This window comes from Frondihabitans sp. 762G35 (genome assembly GCF_002074055.1).
Lineage (GTDB): Bacteria > Actinomycetota > Actinomycetes > Actinomycetales > Microbacteriaceae > Frondihabitans.
This window is the reverse complement of the sequence record NZ_CP014619.1, coordinates 376,107-395,288: the sequence shown is the minus strand read 5'-3', so window position 1 is coordinate 395,288 and position 19,182 is coordinate 376,107. Positions and strand designations below refer to the sequence as shown.

Sequence of the window (19,182 nt, the reverse complement as noted above, 5' to 3'; positions counted from 1 at the left end):
TCACGGCGCCGGCCGAGAGGCCCGGAACCGGGTTGCGGTGGACGATCGGGAGGCGCATCAGAAGACGCCGAGCTCGGCGCGCAGGACCAGGGAGGCGCCGCCGAGCAGCACGAGATCGGTGTCGCCGCGCGTGGTCCGCATCGACAGGCCGTCGCCGACCGCCGCGAGCGTCCGTGCGCGGATCGTCGCGAGGGCCGCCCGGAGGAACGGGCCGTCGAGCAGGGCGGAGGGCCCCGAGAGGACCACCTCGTTGAGGTTGAGCGCGCTGATGACCGGGGCCGTGACGATGCCGAGCGCTCTGCCCGCTGCCGTCAGCGCCGCGTCGACCGCCTCGCCGTCGAGGCCCCGGATGCGGTCGCTCAGCGAGCGCGCGCCGATCACGGTCTCGAGGCAGCCGCGCCGGCCGCAGGCGCAGGGGTCGCCCTCCTCGTCGACCGTCACGTGTCCGATCTCGCCCGCGGAGAACTGCTCCCCCTCGACGAGCGCGCCGCCGATGAGGAGACCGACGCCGACGCCGTGCTCGATCGTCACGACCATGAGGCTGAGCCCGGGGATCTCGCGGAAGGTGTGCGCGCCGAGCGCGGCGACGTTCGCGTCGTTGGCGACCCGGACGGGGACCCGGAAGTGCTCGGCCAGTCGCTCCTGCAGCGGGAGGTCGAACCACTCGAGGTGGAGCGCCTCGCGCACGACGCCTCGGTCGTCCACGATGCCCGGCGAGCCGACGCCGATGCCGAGGAGCCGTCGCGTCGTCAGAGCCGAGAGACGCTCTCCCAGTCGGACGACGCGCCCGATGGCGTCCTCGCGGACGGCTCCGTCGAGGTCGATCTCGGCCCGGTCGACGACCTCGCCGCGGAGGGTCACGACCGCCCCGACGAAGCGGTCGGCGCTGGAGAGGTCGAGGACGATCAGGTGGAAGGCGTCGGCGTCGATCTCGACGAGTGTGGCCGGCTTGCCGACGCGGGCGTCCTCGCGCGGGCCGAGCTCCCGGAGGAGCCCGTCGGCCGCCAGCTCGGCGACCAGCACCGACACGGTGGGGCGGGTCAGACCGGACTCGCGGGCGAGGTCGGCGCGGCTCATGGCGCCCTGGTGGAAGAGGGCCTGGAGGACCAGGGCCCGGTTGTGAACGCGGTTGTGCTGCGGCAGCGCCTTGATCGAGACGCGGCGGCGGCGCGGGGCGACCGCCTCCTGCGCGCTGGTCACCACGTCGTCCGACACGGCCGCTCGCTCTCGCTCGGGGCACCACGGCCCGGTGGTGTTAGTAAATTGCCCTAACAAACAAAAGTCAAGAGCGGTCCACGATGGAAGACGGCGGCCCGACGACGAACACCCCCGACCGGAAGGTCGAGGGTGTTCGGGCGTTCGCGACCCGAGGCCGCACGACGTCGTCGCTAGAGCGACGCGATCGCGTCGTTGAACGTCGCCGACGGACGCATCACGGCCGTCGCCTTGGCGTCGTCCGGGCGGTAGTAGCCGCCGATGTCGACGGGCGAACCCTGCACGGCGATCAGCTCGCCGTTGATGACGTCCTCCGCACCGGCGAGGGTGCCCGCGAGCTGCGCGAAGTCGGCGGCGAGAGCGGCGTCGGCCGTCTGCTTCGCGATCTCCTGGGCCCAGTAGAGCGCCAGGTAGAAGTGGCTCCCGCGGTTGTCGATCGAGCCGACCGAGCGCGAGGGCGACTTGTTCTCGTCGAGGAAGGTCGCGGTCGCCCTGTCGAGGGTGTCGGCCAGGATCTGCGCGCGGGCGTTGCCCGTCGACGTCGCCAGGTGCTCGAAGCTGGCCGCGAGCGCGAGGAACTCGCCGAGGCTGTCCCAGCGGAGGTAGTCCTCCTTGACGAGCTGGGTGACGTGCTTCGGAGCCGAGCCGCCGGCACCCGTCTCGAAGAGGCCGCCGCCGGCCAGCAGCGGGACGACCGACAGCATCTTGGCCGAGGTGCCGAGCTCCATGATCGGGAAGAGGTCGGTGAGGTAGTCGCGGAGGACGTTCCCGGTCACCGAGATGGTGTCCTCACCGCGACGGATGCGCTCGAGCGAGAAGGTCATCGCGTCGACGGGTGACATGATCTCGATCTGCAGCCCGTCGGTGTCGAGCTCCGCGAGGTAGCCGTTCACCAGCCCGGTCAGGACCGCGTCGTGTGCCCGCGTCGGGTCGAGCCAGAAGACGGCCGGAGCCCCGGTCGCCCGAGCCCGCGTGACCGCGAGGCGCACCCAGTCGCGGATGGCGACGTCCTTCGTCTGGCACATGCGCCAGATGTCGCCCCGAGCGACCTCGTGGGTCAGGAGCGCCGTGCCCGAGGCGTCAAGGACCTTGATGGTCCCCGCCGCGGTCGCCTCGAAGGTCTTGTCGTGCGAGCCGTACTCCTCGGCCGCCTGCGCCATGAGCCCGACGTTCGGCACGGAGCCGAGCGTGGTGGGGTCGAAGGCGCCGTGCGCGCGGCAGTCGTCGAGCACCGTCTGGTAGATGCCGGCGTAGCTCGAGTCGGGGATGACCGCGAGGGTGTCGTGCTCGGCGCCGTCCTTGCCCCACATGTGACCGGAGGAGCGGATCATGGCGGGCATCGACGCGTCGACGATGACGTCGCTCGGCACGTGCAGGTTGGTGATGCCCCGGTCGGAGTCGACCATGGCGATCTCGGGCCCGGTCGCGAGGCGTTCCTGGAACGCGGCCGTGATCTCGTCGCCGTTCGGGAGGGCCGAGAGGCCGTCGAGCAGGGCGCCGAGGCCGTCGTTGGGGTTGAGGCCGGCCGCCGCGAGGTCGGCGCCGAAGCGGTCGAAGACGTCGCCGAAGTAGGCGCGGATCGCGTGGCCGAACATGATCGGGTCGGAGACCTTCATCATGGTCGCCTTGAGGTGGACCGAGAAGAGGACGCCCTCGGCCGCGGCGCGCTCGATCTGGGCCTCGAAGAAGGCGCGGAGCTGAGCCGTGCGCATGACCGTCGCGTCGACGACCTCGCCCTTCTTCACGGCGACCGAGGGGCGGAGCACCGTGTGCTCGCCGTCGGCGCCGAAGAACTCGATCGAGACGGTGCCCTCGTTCTCGACGATGGTGGAGGTCTCGTTGGAGCGGAAGTCGTCGACGCCCATCGTGGCGACGTTCGTCTTCGAGTCGGACGACCAGGCACCCATGCGGTGCGGGTGGTTGCGCACGTACTGCTTGACCGATGCGGGGGCGCGACGGTCGGAGTTGCCCTGGCGGAGGACCGGGTTGACGGCCGAGCCCTTGACGCGGTCGTAGCGCGCGCGGGCGTCCTTCTCCTCGGGCGTCGACGGCTCGTCGGGGTAGTCGGGGAGGTCGAAGCCCTGCGAGCGCAGCTCGACGATCGCGGCCTTCAGCTGCGGCACCGACGCCGAGATGTTGGGCAGCTTGATGATGTTCGCCTCGGCGACGTCGGCGAGGGCGCCCAGCTCGGCGAGGGCGTCGGGCTCGACCTGCTCGGGCGCGAGGCGCTCCGGGAACTGGGCGAGGATGCGGGCGGCGAGCGAGATGTCGCGCGATTCGACACCGACGCCGGCCTTCGCCGCGTAGGCCTCGATCACGGGCAGGAAGGAGTAGGTCGCCAGCCTCGGTGCCTCGTCGGTCAGTGTGTAGATGATCTTGCTCATGGTCGTGACGACTCCTTAGGAACTTCGGACACAGCATTGTCTCGATATCAAGATACCTCGTCTGCCCCGTGGCCGCTTCGTCGCGGCCGTCGTGACGGCTTCCGGTGTCTCGAGTGGCGTGTCCAGCCTATTGGTCGCCTCTTACTCGGCGGGGAGCGGCGCCGAGGCCACCGCGCGCCCCGCGAGCCGCAGCGCGACCGCGTCGCCGAAGAGGAACTGCTGCTCCACTCCGTGCTGCACGGCGACGATGGTGTCGTCGTCGAGGCGGACGCTCGTCCGGCGGAGCGAGCCGAGGAAGCTCGTCGAGGCGACGTGCCCGTGGAGATCGCCGGGGCCGGACTCCCCGACCGGCACGAAGGCGATGTCCTCGGGGCGCACGTAGGCGATCACGGGTCCGTCGGGAAGCGTCGGATCGATCGACGGGAGGGTCGCCCCGCGGACGGTGATCGCGCCCGAGCGCAGGTCCCCGCGCATCCTGTTGCTGACCCCGACGAAGTCGGCGACGAAGGCGGTGGAGGGCGTCAGGTAGAGCTGCTCGGGCGTGCCGATCTGCTCGATCTCGCCCGCGCGCATGACGGCGACCCGATCGGCGACGGCCAGGGCCTCCTCCTGGTCGTGGGTGACGAAGAGGGTGGTGATGCCGAGCTCGGTCTGGATCCTGCGGATCTCCTCGCGCAGCCCGACCCGCACCTTGGCGTCGAGGGCCGACAGGGGCTCGTCGAGCAGGAGCACGCGCGGCCGGGTCACGAGCGCGCGCGCGAGGGCGACCCGCTGCTGCTGACCGCCGGAGAGCTGGTGGGCGTAGCGCGCCGCGAGGTGGTCGAGGCCGACCATCTCGAGCGCCTCGACGGCCCGGAGCTTCCGGGACGCGGAGTCGACCTTGCGCATCTCCAGGCCGAACTCGACGTTCTGCCGCACCGTCATGTGCGGGAACAGCGAGTACTGCTGGAAGACCATGCCGATGTCGCGGCGATTGACCGGGGTCGAGGCGACGTCGACGCCGTCGATGCGGATCGAGCCCTCCGTGATCTGCTCGAGGCCGGCGAGCGAGCGCAGCGCCGTCGTCTTGCCGCAGCCGGAGGGGCCGAGCAGGGCGACCAGCTCGCCGGGCTCGATGCGGAGGCTGAGTCCGTCGAGGGCGCGAGAACCGGAGTACTCCTTGACGACGCCGTCGAGCTCGACGACGGCGCCCTCGCCGAGGCGCTCCAGGGTGGGTGCGGGGCTGGTGGATGTCATGAGGCCCTCCCGGGGGCTGCGGCGGGGACGGTGGGAGCTGCGGCGGCAGCGGCGGTGCGGCGCTCGGAGCGCGTGGGGCGCTCGCGTCCGCCCGGTCGGATGGCGCCGAAACGGCCGATCACGATGAGCAGGACGAAGGCGAACACGAGGGCGGCGAGCGCGAAGATCGTGGCGGTGAACGGGTCGCGCTGGCTGATCAGCAGGAGCGCGGTCTGGAACGTGTTCTGGCTGAGGAACGACGCGATCGTGTACTCCCCCAGCACCACGGCGATCGTGAGGAACACGGCGGAGACGACACCCCGGCGCATGTTGGGCAGGATGATCCGCACGATGACGGTCCCCCACGAGGCTCCGAGCGACCGCGACGCCTCGCTGAGCGTCACGAGGTCGAACGCGCTGATGTTCGTGGCGATCGGCCGGTAGGCGTAGGGCAGCACGATGATGCCGACGGCGAAGGCCAGGGTCCACGCGTTGCTGCCGAAGACCGCGGCGACCGTCTGGTAGACGGGCACGAAGCCGACGACCAGGACGATCGAGGGGATCGTGATGGGCAGGATGCAGACGAACTCCAGGATCCTGCGGACCCGCGGGTACCGCAGCTCGACCAGCAGCATCGTCGGCAGGAGGAGCAGCAGGATGATCGCCACCGTGATCGCGCAGATGCCGAGCGAGTTCTGGATGCCCTCGAACAGCGGCGAGTAGTCGACGCCCAGGGCGGGATCGGGGTGGAAGATCGAGCCGTAGTGGTCGAAGTTGTAGACGCCGGTCTTGCCGGTGACCCGCAGCGTGAACTCGAACATCGCGGCGAGCGGCACCAGGAAGACGAGTCCGACCACCACGAGGATGACGGTGCCGGTGACGCGGCTCGGGGCGGCGCCGACGCGGGGCGCGCTCATCGCTGCCACCGCGCGGCCCGACGCTGCAGGAGCGAGTAGGCGCCCATGACGACGACCATCACCACGAGCATCCCGAGGGCGAGGACCCCGGCCGTGTTGGAGACGCCGACGACGGTCTCGCTCGTGAGCTGCTGCTTGATGGTGAGCGGGACGATGCCGCCCTGGCTGAGGAGGGCCGCGGCCGTGGCGAACGACGAGAACGCGTTCGCGAAGAGGAGGAGGACGCTGCCCCAGAACGCGGGCGCGAGCACGGGCATGGCGATGCGGGTCCAGTAGTGGAACCGGGTGGCTCCGAGGGTCGCGGCCGCCTCGCCCCAGGTCGCCTTGAGGCCCTCCATCGCGGGCATGAAGGTCAGCACCATGAGCGGCACCTCGAAGTAGGTGTACGGGATGACGAGCCCCGGGACGCTGTAGAGCAGCGCGCCGTTGGCGTTGAGGTCGAGCCCGAAGGTGGTCTTGAGCCAGAGCGTCACGAAGCCCTGGAAGCCGATCGTCGCGATGAACGCGAACGCCAGCATGATGCCGCCGAACTGCGCGAGAACCGATGCCGCCGAGTCGATGGCGGTCCGCAGGAGCCCGTCCGCTCGCGTCCCGAGGAGGGCGAAGCACACGAGGGCGCCGATCACGGCCCCCAGCAGGGCGCTCGAGATCGAGACGACGAACGACCCCTGGAAGGCCTTGACGATCGTCGGGTCCTGGAGCGCCTTGAGGTTCGCGAACGTGAACACCCCGTCGGCGGTGAAGAACCCGCTCGCCACCGCGATCACCGCGGGGATCGCGAGGAAGAGCACCACGTAGGCGGCGAAGGGGGTGAAGCCGAGCCACGCCACGCTCGGGCGCCGGCGTCGTCCGCTCCTCGCGGACGTCGCGCCGGCGCCCGCGGCGGCGGACGACACACTCGACCGCGGAGCGCGGGTCAGCGAGTCGGTGGTCGAGTGCGTCGTCATGGCGCTAGTTGACCGCCTTGGCCCAGCCGGCCGTCAGCAGCTTCGCCGCGGAGGCGGCCTGGTCGCTCGTGAGCTGGACGAAGTCCGACGGCGGCTCGCCGACGGTCTTCAGGGTCGCGGAGTCGACGGTGCCGGCCTTCTGCATCGCCGAGAGGGTCGCGGGGTAGGCACCCGAGGCCAGGTAGAGGTTCTGTACCTCGGGGGTGTAGAGGTACTCCTCCCAGAGGCGCGCGGCGGCCGGGTGCGGGGCGTCCTTGTTGATGGCCTGGTTGTAGTAGGAGCCGAGGGCCGTGCCCGGCAGGACGACGGTCTTCCAGTTGGGGTTGCCGGCCGAGCCGCCGGCGGAACCCCAGGCGAGGTTGTTGTACGACCACTGGATCACGACGGGGGTCTCGCCGGAGTTGACGGTCGCCTGGGTCGGGAGCGTCGAGATGAAGTTGCCCTTCGACTTGAGGTCCTTGAAGAAGTCGATGCCGGGCTGGATGTTCGAGGCCGAGCCGCCGGTGCCGAGCGCCGCGAGGTAGACGGCCGAGGCCGCCTCGTTCGCCTGCGTCGGGTCGCCCTTGATGGCGACCTTGTTCTTGTACTCGGAGGAGAGCAGGTCGGACACCGAGGTCGGAGCCGTCTTGATGACGGACGAGTCGTAGCCGATCGACATCAGGCCGGTGTAGTCGTAGAACCACTTCCCCGAGGCGTCCTTGAAGTCGGTGGGGATGTCGGCCCAGTTCGACACCTTGTAGGGCGCGAGGAGGTCGGTGTTCTGCGAGAGGACGGCCGTGCCGAGGTCGAAGACGTCGGGGGCGGTCGACTGGCCCTTGAGGGACTTCGCCGCGGCGACCTCGTCGGCGCTGGAACCGTTCGGGTTGGCCGAGGTGATCTTGATCCCCGGGTACTTCTTCTCGAAGCCGGCGATGATCTTGCCGTAGTTCGCCCACGACGGCGGAAGGGTGATGACGTTCAGCTTGCCCTCGGCGTTGGCGGCCTTGACGAGCGCGTCCATGCCGCCGAGGTCGGCCGCGCTCGTGGCGGTGGCGGCCTTGGTGTCGGCGGTCGACCCGGATCCTGCGGTCGAGCTCGAGGAGCAGCCCGTGAGGACGACGGCGACGGCGGCCGTGAAGGCGAGGCCGGCGACGATGCGGTTGCGTTTCACTGTGTTTCCTCCATGATCGCCGCCGGTGGTCCGTGGTGCCGGACAAGGGGAACCGCGTGCCGATCGGGGCCATGGTTGCCGTCCCCCGTTACGGGGACACTCTTCGTCGGTGAATGGTTCGCCAACACTGGGCGACCAGTCGCTTGCGCGCGCCGGCCCCGTTCCGGGCCGCCCCTACGCTCGGAAGAATGATCGACTTGGCAGTCTTCGACATGGCCGGCACCACCATCGACGACGGAGGGGCCGTCTACCGGGCGCTCTCCGCGTCGGTCTCGGCGGCGGGAGCCACCGTCGACGACGACGACCTCCAGACCTGGATGGGCACCGACAAGGTCGAGGCGATCACGGCCCTCCTCCGTCTCGGCGGAGTGACGCCGACCGACGAGCTCGTCCGCTCCACCTTCGCCGCGTTCACCCGCGAGCTCGCCGCGGCCTACGAGGCGGAGCCGCCGACCCCGTTCCCCGGGGTCGTGGAGGCGCTCGGCGAGCTGCGGTCGCGGGGCATCCGGGTCGCCCTCTCGACGGGATTCGATCGCGATGTCGCCACGTCGCTCCTGCGGTCGCTCGGCTGGACCGTCGGCCCCTCCCCCGACGACACCGTCGACGCGGTCGTCACCACCTCCGACGTCGCCGCCGGGCGCCCCGCGCCGTACCTGATCCACCACGCGATGGAGCTGACCGGGGTGCGCTCGGTCGCCCGGGTGCTCGCGGCGGGCGACACGCTCGTCGACCTGGAGGCCGCGCGGAACGCCGGCGCGATCTCCGTGGGCGTGCTCACCGGGGCTCTCTCGGAGGAGGCGCTGTCGGCCGGGCCGTACGACCTCATCCTGCCGGGCGTCGCCGCCGTGCCGTCGCTCGACGTCTGCGCGGCGCCGGCCCCCTAGGCGCCGGTCCCGTCGCGCCGGTGGCGTCGCGCTCGCCGTGCCAGGCTGAGGTATGGGAGCACCGATGGCGAGACCTCGACTGGACCTCGAGACGGCGCGGCTGCGGCTGCGCCCGTGGACCCCGGACGACACGACCTGGCACCGCCACCTCGTGACCGAGCGCGGCGGAGGGACGCCGACGGCCGAGGAGGACGCGGCCGTGGTCGCCCGTCTGCTCGACAGGGCGCGGGACCACGGCGTCGTGCCGTCGGTCGTCGTCCTCAAGGAGACCGGTGCCGTCGCCGGCTACTGCGGCCTCGTCGTCGGCCAGGCCACGGTCGACGAGCCGGAACTCGCCTACGAGCTGTTCGAACGCGAGCACGGGCACGGGTACGCGACGGAGGCGGCGAGGGCCGTGCTCGCAGCGGCCGCGGAGTCCGGTCGGACCCGCCTGTGGTCGACCGTCCGGCCCGGGAACGCGGCGTCCTTCCGCGTGCTCGACAAGCTCGGCTTCCACCGCGACCACACCACCGTCGACGACCGCGGTGAGATCGTCTGGAGCGTTCTCGACCTCCCGGTGTGACGGTCGCGCGGCGATTCGTGCGTGCGTGGTGTCACGTTTCGTGCGTGATGTCGCGTCTCGACGTGACACGACGCACGAAACGTGACAGCACACCGTGGCTGCAGGGCGCGGGGCGCGGGGCGGGCTAGGAGCCGGCGGCGTCCTGGGCGCGGACGTGGGCGACGATCGCGTTGGCGTGGCCGTGCCCGAGGCCGTGCTCGGTCTTCAGGAGGGCGACCAACTCCCCGTGCTTGGAGGCCGGCGCCGCGCGCACGATCTCGAACCAGTGCTCGACGGGCTGGCCGTAGGTCTTCTCGATGGACGGGAAGTAGCTGGCCGGCCCGGTGATCCGCTCCGTCATGGCCGGGAGCCTAGCGCGCCGCCGCCGCGGGCGCGACGCCCATCACACGGTCGAGCGGTCGAGCTCGCGTCGGAGCGACCGCAGAACCCGCATCAGGATGTCGATCTTCGTGGCTCCCGCGGGGTACGGGCGACCGAGCGTCGACCGGCAGGTGAGCAGGAGCGGCGGACCCTCCGCCGCGGTGACGATGATCCCGGTCGCGACCTCCATGCCCTGGGAGACGGTCTGCGAGAGGTCGAAGCCCTCGATCTCCGACCACGGCAGGTCGATGATCGGCTCGGCGTCGTCCGGTGTCCACGCGTGGAGCCCGACCCCATCGACCGTCCAGACGACGGGCCCCGTCGGCCGGACCGTCTCCGCCACGGCGTGACCGGGCGCGTCCACCGGCAGGTGGAACGCCGGCGTGCTCCCCGCCCGGATCCGCGCGAGGGTCTTGCGGTCGTCGCGGCTCCGGAACCAGGTCCCGACGGCGACGATCGGCCCGAGCGCGATGAGGCCGATCGGCAGGATCACGAGCGCCACGGCCGACCGCAACCTCGTCGTCTCCGTCACCACGAACGGGTGCGAGAGCTCGGCCCAGCCGATCGCCGCACCCGCCAGCGCGGCGACCGACAGACCCACGACGAGCGGCCACCGCCGCGGGATCACCCCGTCGCGGAGCCGCCGCACCCACCTGTCGCCCGCGTAGTCCACCCGTCGATCCTGGCCCGGGAACTCCCCCGGCGCCCGTCTCGCGACGGGTGCACCGCGCGCGGCATCACGACGCCGGGACCGCGCGCCGCGTCACGATCGGACCGCGCGCCGCGTCACGACCGGAGCACCACGCGGAGGGTCACCACCTCGAAGGGGCGCAGCGTCAGCGCGATCTCGTCCCCCTCGGCCCACGCGGCGTCGTCGAGCGGACGCTCGAGCAGGTCGGTCCGGAGCGCGCGCGACCACGCGCCTCCGATCCCGATCGTCGTCGTGGCCCGCGCACCCTGGGCCTCGTACAGCCGCACGACGACATCGCCGGAGCGGTCTTCCGCCAGCTTCACGGCCTCGACGAACACCGAGGGCGACGACACCGTGACGAGCGGTGCCACGCCGTCGCCGGAGGCCCCGTCGACGGTGCGGACGGGCAGGTTCACGCGGTAGCCGAGCGACGCCGCATCGAGCACGTCGGGAGCGACGCCCAGGGCGGTCCGCAGGATGTGGACCCCCTGGTCGGCGTGCGGGTCCGGGAACTGCGGGGCCCGCAGCAGCGACTCGCGCACGAGCGTCGTCGTGCCGCCGTCGTCGCGCGTCGTGCGGGTGATGTCGTGCCCGTAGGTCGAGCCGTTCGCGACGGTCGCCCCGAAGCCCGGCTCGCCCACGTGGATCCAGCGGTGCGCGATCGTCTCGAAGCGGGCGTAGTCCCACGACGTGTTGACGGCGGTCGGGCGCTTGACGTGCCCGAACTGGATCTCGGAGGTGGCGACGTCGGCTCGGACGTCGAGCGGGAACGCCAGCTTCAGCAGCTTCTCGTGCTCGTGCCAGTCGACGACGGTCTCGATCTGGAGCTCCGACGCGCCCTCGACGAGCCAGTAGCGCTGGGTGATCAGCGATTCCCCGTACTTGTGCGTGACCTCGAGCCGGTCGCCCTCGACCTCGACGGTCGTCGGCGTGCGCAGCTCGGTGCGGTTGTGGCGGTAGTGGACGTCGATGTCCCACGCGTCCCACTGGTTTGGCGTGTCGCGGAAGACCTGCAGGAGCGAGGCCACCTCCCCCGGAGCGACGAGGTCGCGCCCCGACGCCAGGTCGACGAACGAGACGAGGAGACCCGAGGTGTCGAAGCGCGCCGACACGACGCCGTTCTCGAGCACCGTCCCGTCGTCGCCCCGCAGCGGCCGCACGAGGGCCGGCTGCGCGACGGTCGACGCCTGAAGCGGCCCGACACCGGAGGCGGCGACCGGCGACGCGTTGAACACGACGGAGGCGTCGCCCGTGCCCGCGAGTGCTCGCTGCGCCCGGCCGATCAGCGCCTCCAGCTCGCCCGCGACCCGCTCGTAGTTCTCCTCCGCCTGCTGGTGCACCCAGGCGATGGACGAGCCCGGCAGGATGTCGTGGAACTGCTGCAGGAGCACCGTCTCCCAGATCGAGGTCAGCTCGTCGTAGGGGTGGTCGATCAGGCCCCGCGCCGCGGCCGTGGCACTCCAGAGCTCGGCCTCGCGCAGGAGGTGCTCGCTCACGCGGTTGCCCTGCTTGGTCTTCGCCTGCGACGTGTAGGTACCGCGGTGCAGCTCGAGGTACATCTCGCCCGACCAGACCGAGGGTGTGGCGAGGGTGGCCTTGGCATCCGCGAAGAAGTGCTGCGGTGTGTCGAGCGTGACCGCGGGAGAGCCCTCGAGGTCGTGCGTGCGGGCGGCGACGGCGAGCATCTCGCGGGTGGGGCCGCCGCCGCCGTCGCCGTAGCCGAAGAGCGCCATGGAGACGTTCGAGGCGCCCTTCTCGGCGTACTGGCGCTGTCCGCGGGCGAGGTCCTCGGCCGAGAGGTCGGAGTTGTAGGTGTCGGCCGGCGGGAAGTGCGTGAAGACGCGGGAGCCGTCGATCCCCTCCCAGAGGAAGGAGTGGTGGGGCATCCGGTTGGTGTCGTTCCAGGAGATCTTCTGCGTGAGGAAGGAGTCGGATCCTGCGTGCCGGACGATCTGCGGCAGCGCCGCCGTGTAGCCGAAGGAGTCGGGCAGCCAGACGACCGACACGTCGACGCCGAACTCGCGGAGGAAGAAGCCCTTGCCCGCCACGAACTGCCGCGCGAGCGCTTCGCCGCCCGGCATGTTCGTGTCGGACTCCACCCACATGCCGCCGACGGGGACGAATCGCCCCTCGGCCACGCGGACGCGGATGCGTTCGAAGAGCTCCGGGTAGAAGTCGCGCATCCAGGCGTACTGCTGGGCGCTGGAGCAGGCGAACACGAAGTCGGGATGGTCGTCCATCAGCTGGAGGACGTTCGAGAAGGTGCGCGCGCACTTCCGCACCGTCTCGCGCGTCGGCCAGAGCCAGGCGGAGTCGATGTGGGCGTGGCCGACCGCGCGCACGTCGTGCGCACTCGCGTACGCCGGCGAGGCCAGGACCGCGGCGAGCGCGTCGCGCCCCGCCGTCGCCGTGGTGGCCACGTCGTCCGGGTCGACGACGTCGCACATGCGCTCGAGGGCCCGCAGGATCTCCGCCCTCCGCGGCAGCCCCGGATCGAGTTCGCGCATCAGGCCGATGAGGGCCCACGTGTCGCGCTCCAGCTCCCAGACGGTGAGGTCGCGCTCGGCCACGTCGATCTGCCGCAGCGTGTAGATGGGGTCGGCGCCCGCCGTCTTCTTGTCGCCGAGGGGCGTCTTCAGGTAGAAGAAGTTCCCGCCCACGTCGGGATTGGAGGCCGCCTCGAGGTAGAGGTCGATGGGTGCCCCGGGGCCACCCTCGAGGGGCGCGTAGCCGTTGAACGGCTCCAGCGCCTTGACGATGGTGCCGTCGGGTCGGTAGACGAGGGCCTCCGCCTGGAAGCCGGGCTGGCGGGCGCTGAACCCCAGGTCGACGAGGAGCTCGACGGCCGTGGCTCCTGCGCCCCAGCCCTCGGGGACGGTTCCGGTGACGTGGAACCACGTGGTGCCCCACGGCTTGCTCCACGGGGTGCCGACGGAGAACGGCTCGAAGCTCTGCCCGACCGCCTCCGAGAACGGGACGGGCTCGTCGGGCACCTCCCAGGCCTCGATCGTGAGCGGGCTGGTGCGGCGGTAGATGGCGGGGACGAGGCGTTCTCGGACGAAGCGTTCGATCCGGACTTCGACGTGGGCGCTGTTGTCGTGCATGGTTCTCCTCCTGGAGCCGCCTCACGGCGGGGAGTCGGTGGTGGTTCTGACGCGGTGGTGGGACGAGCTCTAGCCTTTGACAGCACCCGCCAATGCGGACGATCCGCCGAGGGTCCGAGACACGAGCACGTAGAGCGCGATCACCGGAACGGAGTAGACGAGCGAGAACGCCGCCAGCTGACCGTAGGCCACCGAGCCGTACTGGCCGAAGAAGTTGAAGATGCTCACGGCCGCGGGCTGCTTGTCGGGGCTGAGCAGCAGGATGAAGGGGACGAAGAAATTGCCCCAGGCCTGGATGAACACGAAGATGAACACGACGGCGATGCCGGGACGCATGAGCGGCACGACGATGCGCGTCAGGGTCGACATCATCGACGCGCCATCGGTCCAGGCGGCCTCCTCGAGGGAGATCGGCACCGAGTCCATGAAGTTCTTCGACATCCAGATCGCCATCGGGAGGCTGGACGCGGCGAGGAAGAAGATCGTGCCGGCGACGCTGTCGATGAGGTTGAGGCTCACGAACAGGCTGTAGACGGGCACCATGATCGCGGTGATCGGGAGGCAGGTGCCGAACAGGATGCCGTAGAGGAACGGCTTGTTCACCCGCATCCGGTACCGGGACAGCGGGTAGGCCGCGAGGATCGCGACCACCACCGTGACGATGGCGCACCCGCCCGAGAGCAGGAGGCTGTTGAACAGCGGGATGAACGAGATGTCGGGCGTCAGCACCTTTTGGAAGTTCGACAGCGTGAGCGACGACGGCACCTTCACCGAGAGCGTCGCCGACGGGTCGAACGAGGCCAGCAGGAGCCACGCGAGAGGGATCGCGAAGCACACCGCCACCACGATCAGCACGGCGTTCGACACGGCCCGCATGCTGCGGCCGCTGGGCGAGGTCATGGCCATGGTCAGTCCACCTCCGGTTTGAGCGCCCGGATGTAGACGATCGAGAAGATCGCCCCCACCAGGAGCATGATCGTGGCGATCGCGGTCCCGAAGCCGAGCTGCGAGAACTTGAATGCCTCCTGGTAGGCCAGGATCGGCAGGGTCGAGCTCTCGGTGCCCGGCCCGCCGCCGGTCATCACGAAGATCAGCGTGAAGACGGACAGCGTCTGCAGGGTCGTCAGCATGAGGTTGGTCGAGATGCTCCGCCGGATGACGGGCAGCGTGATGTAGATCAGCCGCTTGAAGCCGCCGGCGCCGTCGACCTCCGCGGACTCCGTGATCTCGGGCGGCACCTCCTGCACGGCCGCCGCGTAGACGAGCATCGAGAAGGCCGTGCCCCGCCAGATGTTGGCCAGGATCACCGAGAGCATGGGGAAGGTGTAGAGCCAGTTGGCCCCCTGGATGCCGAACCAGGCCAGGACGGTGTTGAGCGTGCCCGTCTGGTTGAAGAACGCGTAGGCGGCGAAGGCCGCCACGATCTCGGGCAGCACCCAGGCCGCGACGACGAAGGTCCCGACGATCGCCCGGACCGGCGCCAGGGCGCTCCGCATGAGGAGCGCGAGGCCGAGACCGAGGAGGTTCTGGCCGATGACGGCCGAGGCGAACAGGAAGACCAGGGTCAGCACGACCGACTTCGGGAAGTCCGGGTCGGCGAAGAGGTCGGTGTAGTTCTTGAAGCCGATGAACGACGACCCCTGGGCCGCAGCCCCGGTGAGCGACATGTTCGTGAACGAGCCGTAGAACGACGAGATGATCGGCCCGACCAGGAAGATGACGAGCAGGACGATGGACGGCAGGAGCGGGATGGACCGCACCACCGACCGCCTCCGCTTCGCCCGCGAGGCGCCGGGCCGGAGCGACGGACGCTCCGACCCGGTGCCGCGCGGCGAGCCCGCGCCGGACCCCGAGCTCCCCTTGCCGATCGGGGCTGGTGCGAGCGTGGCCATCGTTACTTCGTCTCCGTCTTGTCGTCGCCGACGATGCCCTTGAGAGCGGTGTCGTAGGCGGCGGCCGCCTTCTCCGGCGTCTGCTGCCCCGTCATGACCGACTCCATGGCGACCGTGATCTGGTTGGAGATCTGGCTGTACTCGGTCGTCGCCGGGCGGTAGTGCGTGACCGGCACGATCGACGAGAAGAACTTGAACGACGGGTTGGAATTCACGTAGGTGGGGTCGGAGGCGACGTCGCTGCGAACCGCGATCTGGCTCGCGGCGATGTCGTACGAGGTCGACCCCTCCTTGTCGAGCGTGTCGGCGATGAACTCGAAGGCCTTGGCCTTGTTGGCGCTCTTGGCGCCGACCGAGAGGGTCCAGCCACCGGACATGCTGACCCCGCCGGGCGCCTGCCCGTTCTGCGTCGGCATCGGCGCCTGGCCGAGGACGGTGCTCCATTTCGGCCACGGGTTCGTGCCGGTCGAGAGCCAGGTACCGCTGAGCCACGAGCCGTCGAGGTCGATCGCGAGCTTGCTCTGCGGCAGGAGCTCGGCGGCGACGGTCGTCGCCGCGTTCGTGTCGAGGGCCTGCTGCGGCGTCGGGCCGAGGTCGCCCTGGTAGACGTCCTTGATGAAGCCCAGCGAGTCGGTGAAGTTCTGCGAGCCGGCGATCCACTTCTTGGAGCCGGAGTCGTAGAGGGTGCCGCTCGGGGTCCCGTAGAGGAGCATCTCGAAGCCCTGCATCGTCGAGCCCTCGCCCTGCGGCTTGCCCGAGTAGATGTTCATGGGGATGACACCGGGGAGCTTGGACTTGATCGTCTTCGCGGCGCTCAGCACGTCGTCCCAGGTCTTCGGCTGCCACGGCACGGGCAGGCCGGCCTTGGCGAACAGCTCCTTGTTGTACCAGAGGGCGCGGGTGTCGGTGCCCATCGGGATGCCGTAGGTCTTGCCGTCGGTGCCGATGCCCGCCTGCTTGGCGTTGTCGAAGAATTTGCTCCAGTCGGCCCACGTCTTCGTGTACTCGTCGAGGGGCGCGAGGTAGCCGGCGGCGGCGTCGGCCTTGATCTTGAAGGTGTCCTCGTACATCACGTCGGGCGCGGTGGCCGAGGCCCGGTTCATCAGCGCGAGCTTCGTGTAGTAGTCGTCGTTCTGCGCGGCGATCGGCACGAGCTCGACCTTGATCTTCGGGTTCGCCTTCTCGAAGGTCTTGACGGTCTCCTTGAGGTGGGCGTCGAGCTGCGTGAACGTGCCGAACTTCTGGTAAGCGATCTTGAGGGTGTCGGAGCCGCCTCCCGCGGACCCCGAGCAGCCGGTCGCGACGAGGGCGGTCGCGAGGACGCCGGCGGCGATACCGAGGACGCGGCGGCGGCGGGCGGCGCTCGTGCGCCTGCCGTCGCGGCCGTTGACGGGCGCTGCAGATGGTGAGATTTTCATGGTGCTCCTTTGCTCCAGGAAGTCGCCGCGGCTGCTGTGCCGACTCGGCCTGCGATTACTAAAACGTAATGAGTAATGCATGTCAAGACAATTTTCGATCACGGCGACGCGGCTCCTGCCGGTCCGCGGGGTCGGGGCGGAGGGGTCGGCGGTGCGGAGCGGGCCGGCGTTCTCCGGGGCTCCTGCCGGCTCGGCGGGGCCTCCGGGAGTGCTCGCGCGCGGCTCAGACGGAGATGAGCATCCCGGACGGGCGCGGCGAGAAGGCGTAGTCGAGCACGAGGCACGCGGCGCCGACGGCGGCGACGTCCTCCCCGATCGCCGACGTGACGAAGGCGATCTCGCGCTTCATGATCAGCGCCTTCGACGTCAGCACGGCGTGGGGCAGGACCTCGAGGACGGCGTCGCCGATGTCCTCCCAGAACGGCCCGCCGAAGACGATCTCGTCGATGTCGAGGAGGTTGACGATCACGACGAGGGCCCGGGCCAGGTGGCGGGCCGCGGAATGCAGGATGCGCGTCGCGGCCTCGTCGCCCGATCCTGCCGCCGCAGCGAGCGACTGGAACGCCTCGCCGACGGCGCGCATGTCGAGGGGGTCGTCGTCGCGCGGCGGGAGGGGCGCCAGGACGCCGGCGCTCACCGCCTCCGCGACGAGCGCGCGCGGGGTGATGAGGTCGCCGACGCAGCCGCGACGACCGCAGACGCAGATCGTGCCCTCGGAGTCGACGGTGATGTGGCCCGCGTCGCCCGCGTTCGAGCTGACCCCTCGGACGGCCTCGCGACCGAGGACGAGACCCGTGCCGTAGCCGGTGCCGTAGTAGACGAAGGCGAAGTTCGCGCGCGAGACGCCGGTCGAGAACCAGGTCTCGGCGACGGCGGCCGCGGTGACGTCCTTCTCGAGGAGGACGGGCAGGCCGGTCGCCTCGCTGAGGGCCGCCCGGAGCGGCACGTCACGCCAGCGGGGCAGCATCGGCGGGTCGAGGACGATTCCCGCCTCGGGGTCGATGGGCCCGGGCGAGGCGATCCCCACGCCGAGCACGAGCGACGGGTCGACGCCGGAGTCGTCGATCAGCGCGCGGATCGACCGCGCCATCAGCTCGATCACCTGGTCGGCCTGCGGAGGCGACGGGGTCCGGGTGCGCGAGTGGGCGACGACGGCCCCCTCGAGGTCGAGGACGACGTAGGTGATGACGGCCGGGTCGATGTGGACGCCGACCGCGAAGCTCCCGCGCGAGACGAGCTGCAGCAGCGTGCGCGGCTTGCCCGGCCCGTTGACGACCTTGCCGGACTCCCGGATCAGCCCGGCCTCGAGGAGCCGCCGCGAGACGTTGCCGATCGTCTGCGCGCTCAGCCCCGTCCGCTCCGCCAGCTCGACGCGGCTGAGGCCGCTCCGGGCGCGCCGGATGGAGTCGAGCACGACGACCTGGTTGTAGCCGCTGATCGCCGGGAGGTTCGTACCGGTTCGCACGCGCTCTCCTCCTCGCCGCTCGACGGTCGTGACGCCTGCACCCTACCGGTTCGCTGCGCCGATGACTTCTCCACAGGTTGGCCGTGGTCCTGTCCCGGCCGATCCCGTCGCGCTACCCTGAACGACATGAGTGACCTCCGCCTCGAAGAGCTGTCGGCCGCGACCATCGTCGCCGCCAATACCCTGACCCTCAAGCCGGGCCAGGAGCAATACGTGGCGCCCGTCTCCCACTCCATCGCCGAGGCCTACGTCAACCCGTCGACCGCCTGGCCGCGCGTCGTCCTCGACGACGACGAGGTCGTCGGCTTCATCATGGGCAACTTCGACGCCGAGAACGACCACGACGAGCTCCGCAGCTGCATCTGGCGCATCAACGTCTCCGCCGACGCGCAGGGCCGCGGTGTCGGGCGCTTCGCCGTGCACGCCCTGGCCGCCGAAGCCCGCCACCGCGGGTTCGACCAGCTCACCGTGATGTACGAGCCCGGCGACGACGGCCCGGAGGCCTTCTTCACCCGGATCGGCTTCGAGGTCGTCCGCGAGACGCCCTACGGCGAGCACCTGGCGGCGCTCCGCATCCTGCCCGACCCGCACGAATCCGAGGGCACCGAGTCCTGAGCGGCGCCGGGAGGGTGGCCGATGCTCCGGGTGACGACGCGGTCGACTTCGAGGGTCTGGTCATCGGCGTCGTCGAATCCATCCCCGAGGGCTTCGTCATGACGTACGGGCAGGTCGCCGCCGCCTTCGGCTCGCGCTCCTCACGCGGGGTGGGCAGGGTCATGGCGCACGCGGGGCACGGGCTCCCCTGGTGGCGGGTGATCCGGGCGTCCGGGCATCCTCCGGACGGCCACGAGCAGGAGGCCCTGCAGCACTACCGCGCCGAGAACACGCCCCTCCGCTGGTCGCGGGCCGGCACGTGGCGGGTCGACCTCGCCCGTGCGGCCTGGCGCGGCTAGCGCTGCGCCCCGCCAGTGCGCCCCG

At 70.6% G+C, this 19,182-nt stretch carries 17 protein-coding genes; 4 read left to right on the top strand and 13 right to left on the bottom strand.

Translation table 11 applies throughout. From position 1 onward, the window contains the following. Positions 1-57 precede the first annotated feature (57 nt). The 6 genes from AS850_RS01950 to AS850_RS01925 form a co-directional block, all read right to left on the bottom strand. A complete protein-coding gene (locus tag AS850_RS01950) occupies positions 58-1,215 on the bottom strand; it encodes an ROK family transcriptional regulator (protein WP_119867599.1) in 1,158 nt (385 codons plus the stop codon). 173 nt (positions 1,216-1,388) lie between these two features. Next, positions 1,389-3,599, bottom strand: a complete 2,211-nt coding sequence (locus AS850_RS01945) for an NADP-dependent isocitrate dehydrogenase (RefSeq protein WP_119867598.1) — start codon at positions 3,597-3,599, stop codon at positions 1,389-1,391. Positions 3,600-3,740: 141 nt separating this feature from the next. Then, positions 3,741-4,835 carry an ABC transporter ATP-binding protein gene (locus AS850_RS01940; RefSeq protein WP_119867597.1) on the bottom strand — a complete coding sequence of 365 codons (1,095 nt, stop codon included), beginning with the start codon at positions 4,833-4,835 and terminating at the stop codon, positions 3,741-3,743. Then, complete coding sequence (locus tag AS850_RS01935) at positions 4,832-5,731, bottom strand: ABC transporter permease (protein WP_119867596.1); 900 nt, start codon at positions 5,729-5,731, stop codon at positions 4,832-4,834. The genes AS850_RS01940 and AS850_RS01935 overlap by 4 nt, the downstream gene beginning before the upstream one ends. Next, the gene (locus AS850_RS01930; RefSeq protein ID WP_119867595.1) at positions 5,728-6,678 is read right to left on the bottom strand and encodes an ABC transporter permease; all 951 of its coding nucleotides are present in this window, start codon (positions 6,676-6,678) and stop codon (positions 5,728-5,730) included. Before AS850_RS01930 ends, AS850_RS01935 begins: the two co-directional genes overlap by 4 nt. Before the next feature lie 4 nt (positions 6,679-6,682). Next, positions 6,683-7,828: an ABC transporter substrate-binding protein gene (locus AS850_RS01925; RefSeq protein WP_119867594.1), complete on the bottom strand. Its 1,146-nt coding sequence runs from the start codon at positions 7,826-7,828 to the stop codon at positions 6,683-6,685. Between the two features lie 188 nt (positions 7,829-8,016). Here AS850_RS01925 and AS850_RS01920 point away from each other — a divergent pair, with 188 nt between their 5' ends. Both AS850_RS01920 and AS850_RS01915 read left to right on the top strand, forming a co-directional pair. Further along, the gene (locus AS850_RS01920) at positions 8,017-8,712 is read left to right on the top strand and encodes a phosphonatase-like hydrolase (RefSeq protein ID WP_119867593.1); all 696 of its coding nucleotides are present in this window, start codon (positions 8,017-8,019) and stop codon (positions 8,710-8,712) included. A 64-nt stretch (positions 8,713-8,776) separates the two neighbouring features. Continuing rightward, a complete protein-coding gene (locus AS850_RS01915) occupies positions 8,777-9,274 on the top strand; it encodes a GNAT family N-acetyltransferase (protein ID WP_119867592.1) in 498 nt (165 codons plus the stop codon). Between the two features lie 124 nt (positions 9,275-9,398). Here the strand turns inward: AS850_RS01915 and AS850_RS01910 are convergent, their stop codons facing one another. The 7 genes from AS850_RS01910 to AS850_RS01880 form a co-directional block, all read right to left on the bottom strand. Beyond that, a complete protein-coding gene (locus AS850_RS01910; protein ID WP_119867591.1) occupies positions 9,399-9,614 on the bottom strand; it encodes a DUF4287 domain-containing protein in 216 nt (71 codons plus the stop codon). 42 nt (positions 9,615-9,656) lie between these two features. Beyond that, positions 9,657-10,307, bottom strand: a complete 651-nt coding sequence (locus AS850_RS01905; RefSeq protein ID WP_119867590.1) for a hypothetical protein — start codon at positions 10,305-10,307, stop codon at positions 9,657-9,659. Positions 10,308-10,420: 113 nt separating this feature from the next. Further along, positions 10,421-13,429, bottom strand: a complete 3,009-nt coding sequence (locus AS850_RS01900) for an alpha-mannosidase (RefSeq protein ID WP_119867589.1) — start codon at positions 13,427-13,429, stop codon at positions 10,421-10,423. Positions 13,430-13,498: 69 nt separating this feature from the next. After that, positions 13,499-14,335: a carbohydrate ABC transporter permease gene (locus tag AS850_RS01895; protein WP_119867588.1), complete on the bottom strand. Its 837-nt coding sequence runs from the start codon at positions 14,333-14,335 to the stop codon at positions 13,499-13,501. Between the two features lie 2 nt (positions 14,336-14,337). After that, on the bottom strand, positions 14,338-15,321 hold the full coding sequence (locus tag AS850_RS01890) for a carbohydrate ABC transporter permease (protein WP_119867587.1): 984 nt from the start codon (positions 15,319-15,321) through the stop codon (positions 14,338-14,340). A 2-nt stretch (positions 15,322-15,323) separates the two neighbouring features. Beyond that, positions 15,324-16,739 carry an extracellular solute-binding protein gene (locus tag AS850_RS01885; RefSeq protein WP_119867586.1) on the bottom strand — a complete coding sequence of 472 codons (1,416 nt, stop codon included), beginning with the start codon at positions 16,737-16,739 and terminating at the stop codon, positions 15,324-15,326. 223 nt (positions 16,740-16,962) lie between these two features. Beyond that, complete coding sequence (locus AS850_RS01880) at positions 16,963-18,204, bottom strand: ROK family transcriptional regulator (RefSeq protein WP_119867585.1); 1,242 nt, start codon at positions 18,202-18,204, stop codon at positions 16,963-16,965. 126 nt (positions 18,205-18,330) lie between these two features. On the opposite strand from AS850_RS01880, the gene AS850_RS01875 reads away from it, so the two are divergent. After that, positions 18,331-18,819: a GNAT family N-acetyltransferase gene (locus AS850_RS01875; RefSeq protein ID WP_119867584.1), complete on the top strand. Its 489-nt coding sequence runs from the start codon at positions 18,331-18,333 to the stop codon at positions 18,817-18,819. Positions 18,820-18,833: 14 nt separating this feature from the next. Further along, on the top strand, positions 18,834-19,157 hold the full coding sequence (locus AS850_RS01870; RefSeq protein ID WP_173795169.1) for an MGMT family protein: 324 nt from the start codon (positions 18,834-18,836) through the stop codon (positions 19,155-19,157). The last annotated feature ends 25 nt before the right edge of the window (positions 19,158-19,182 follow it).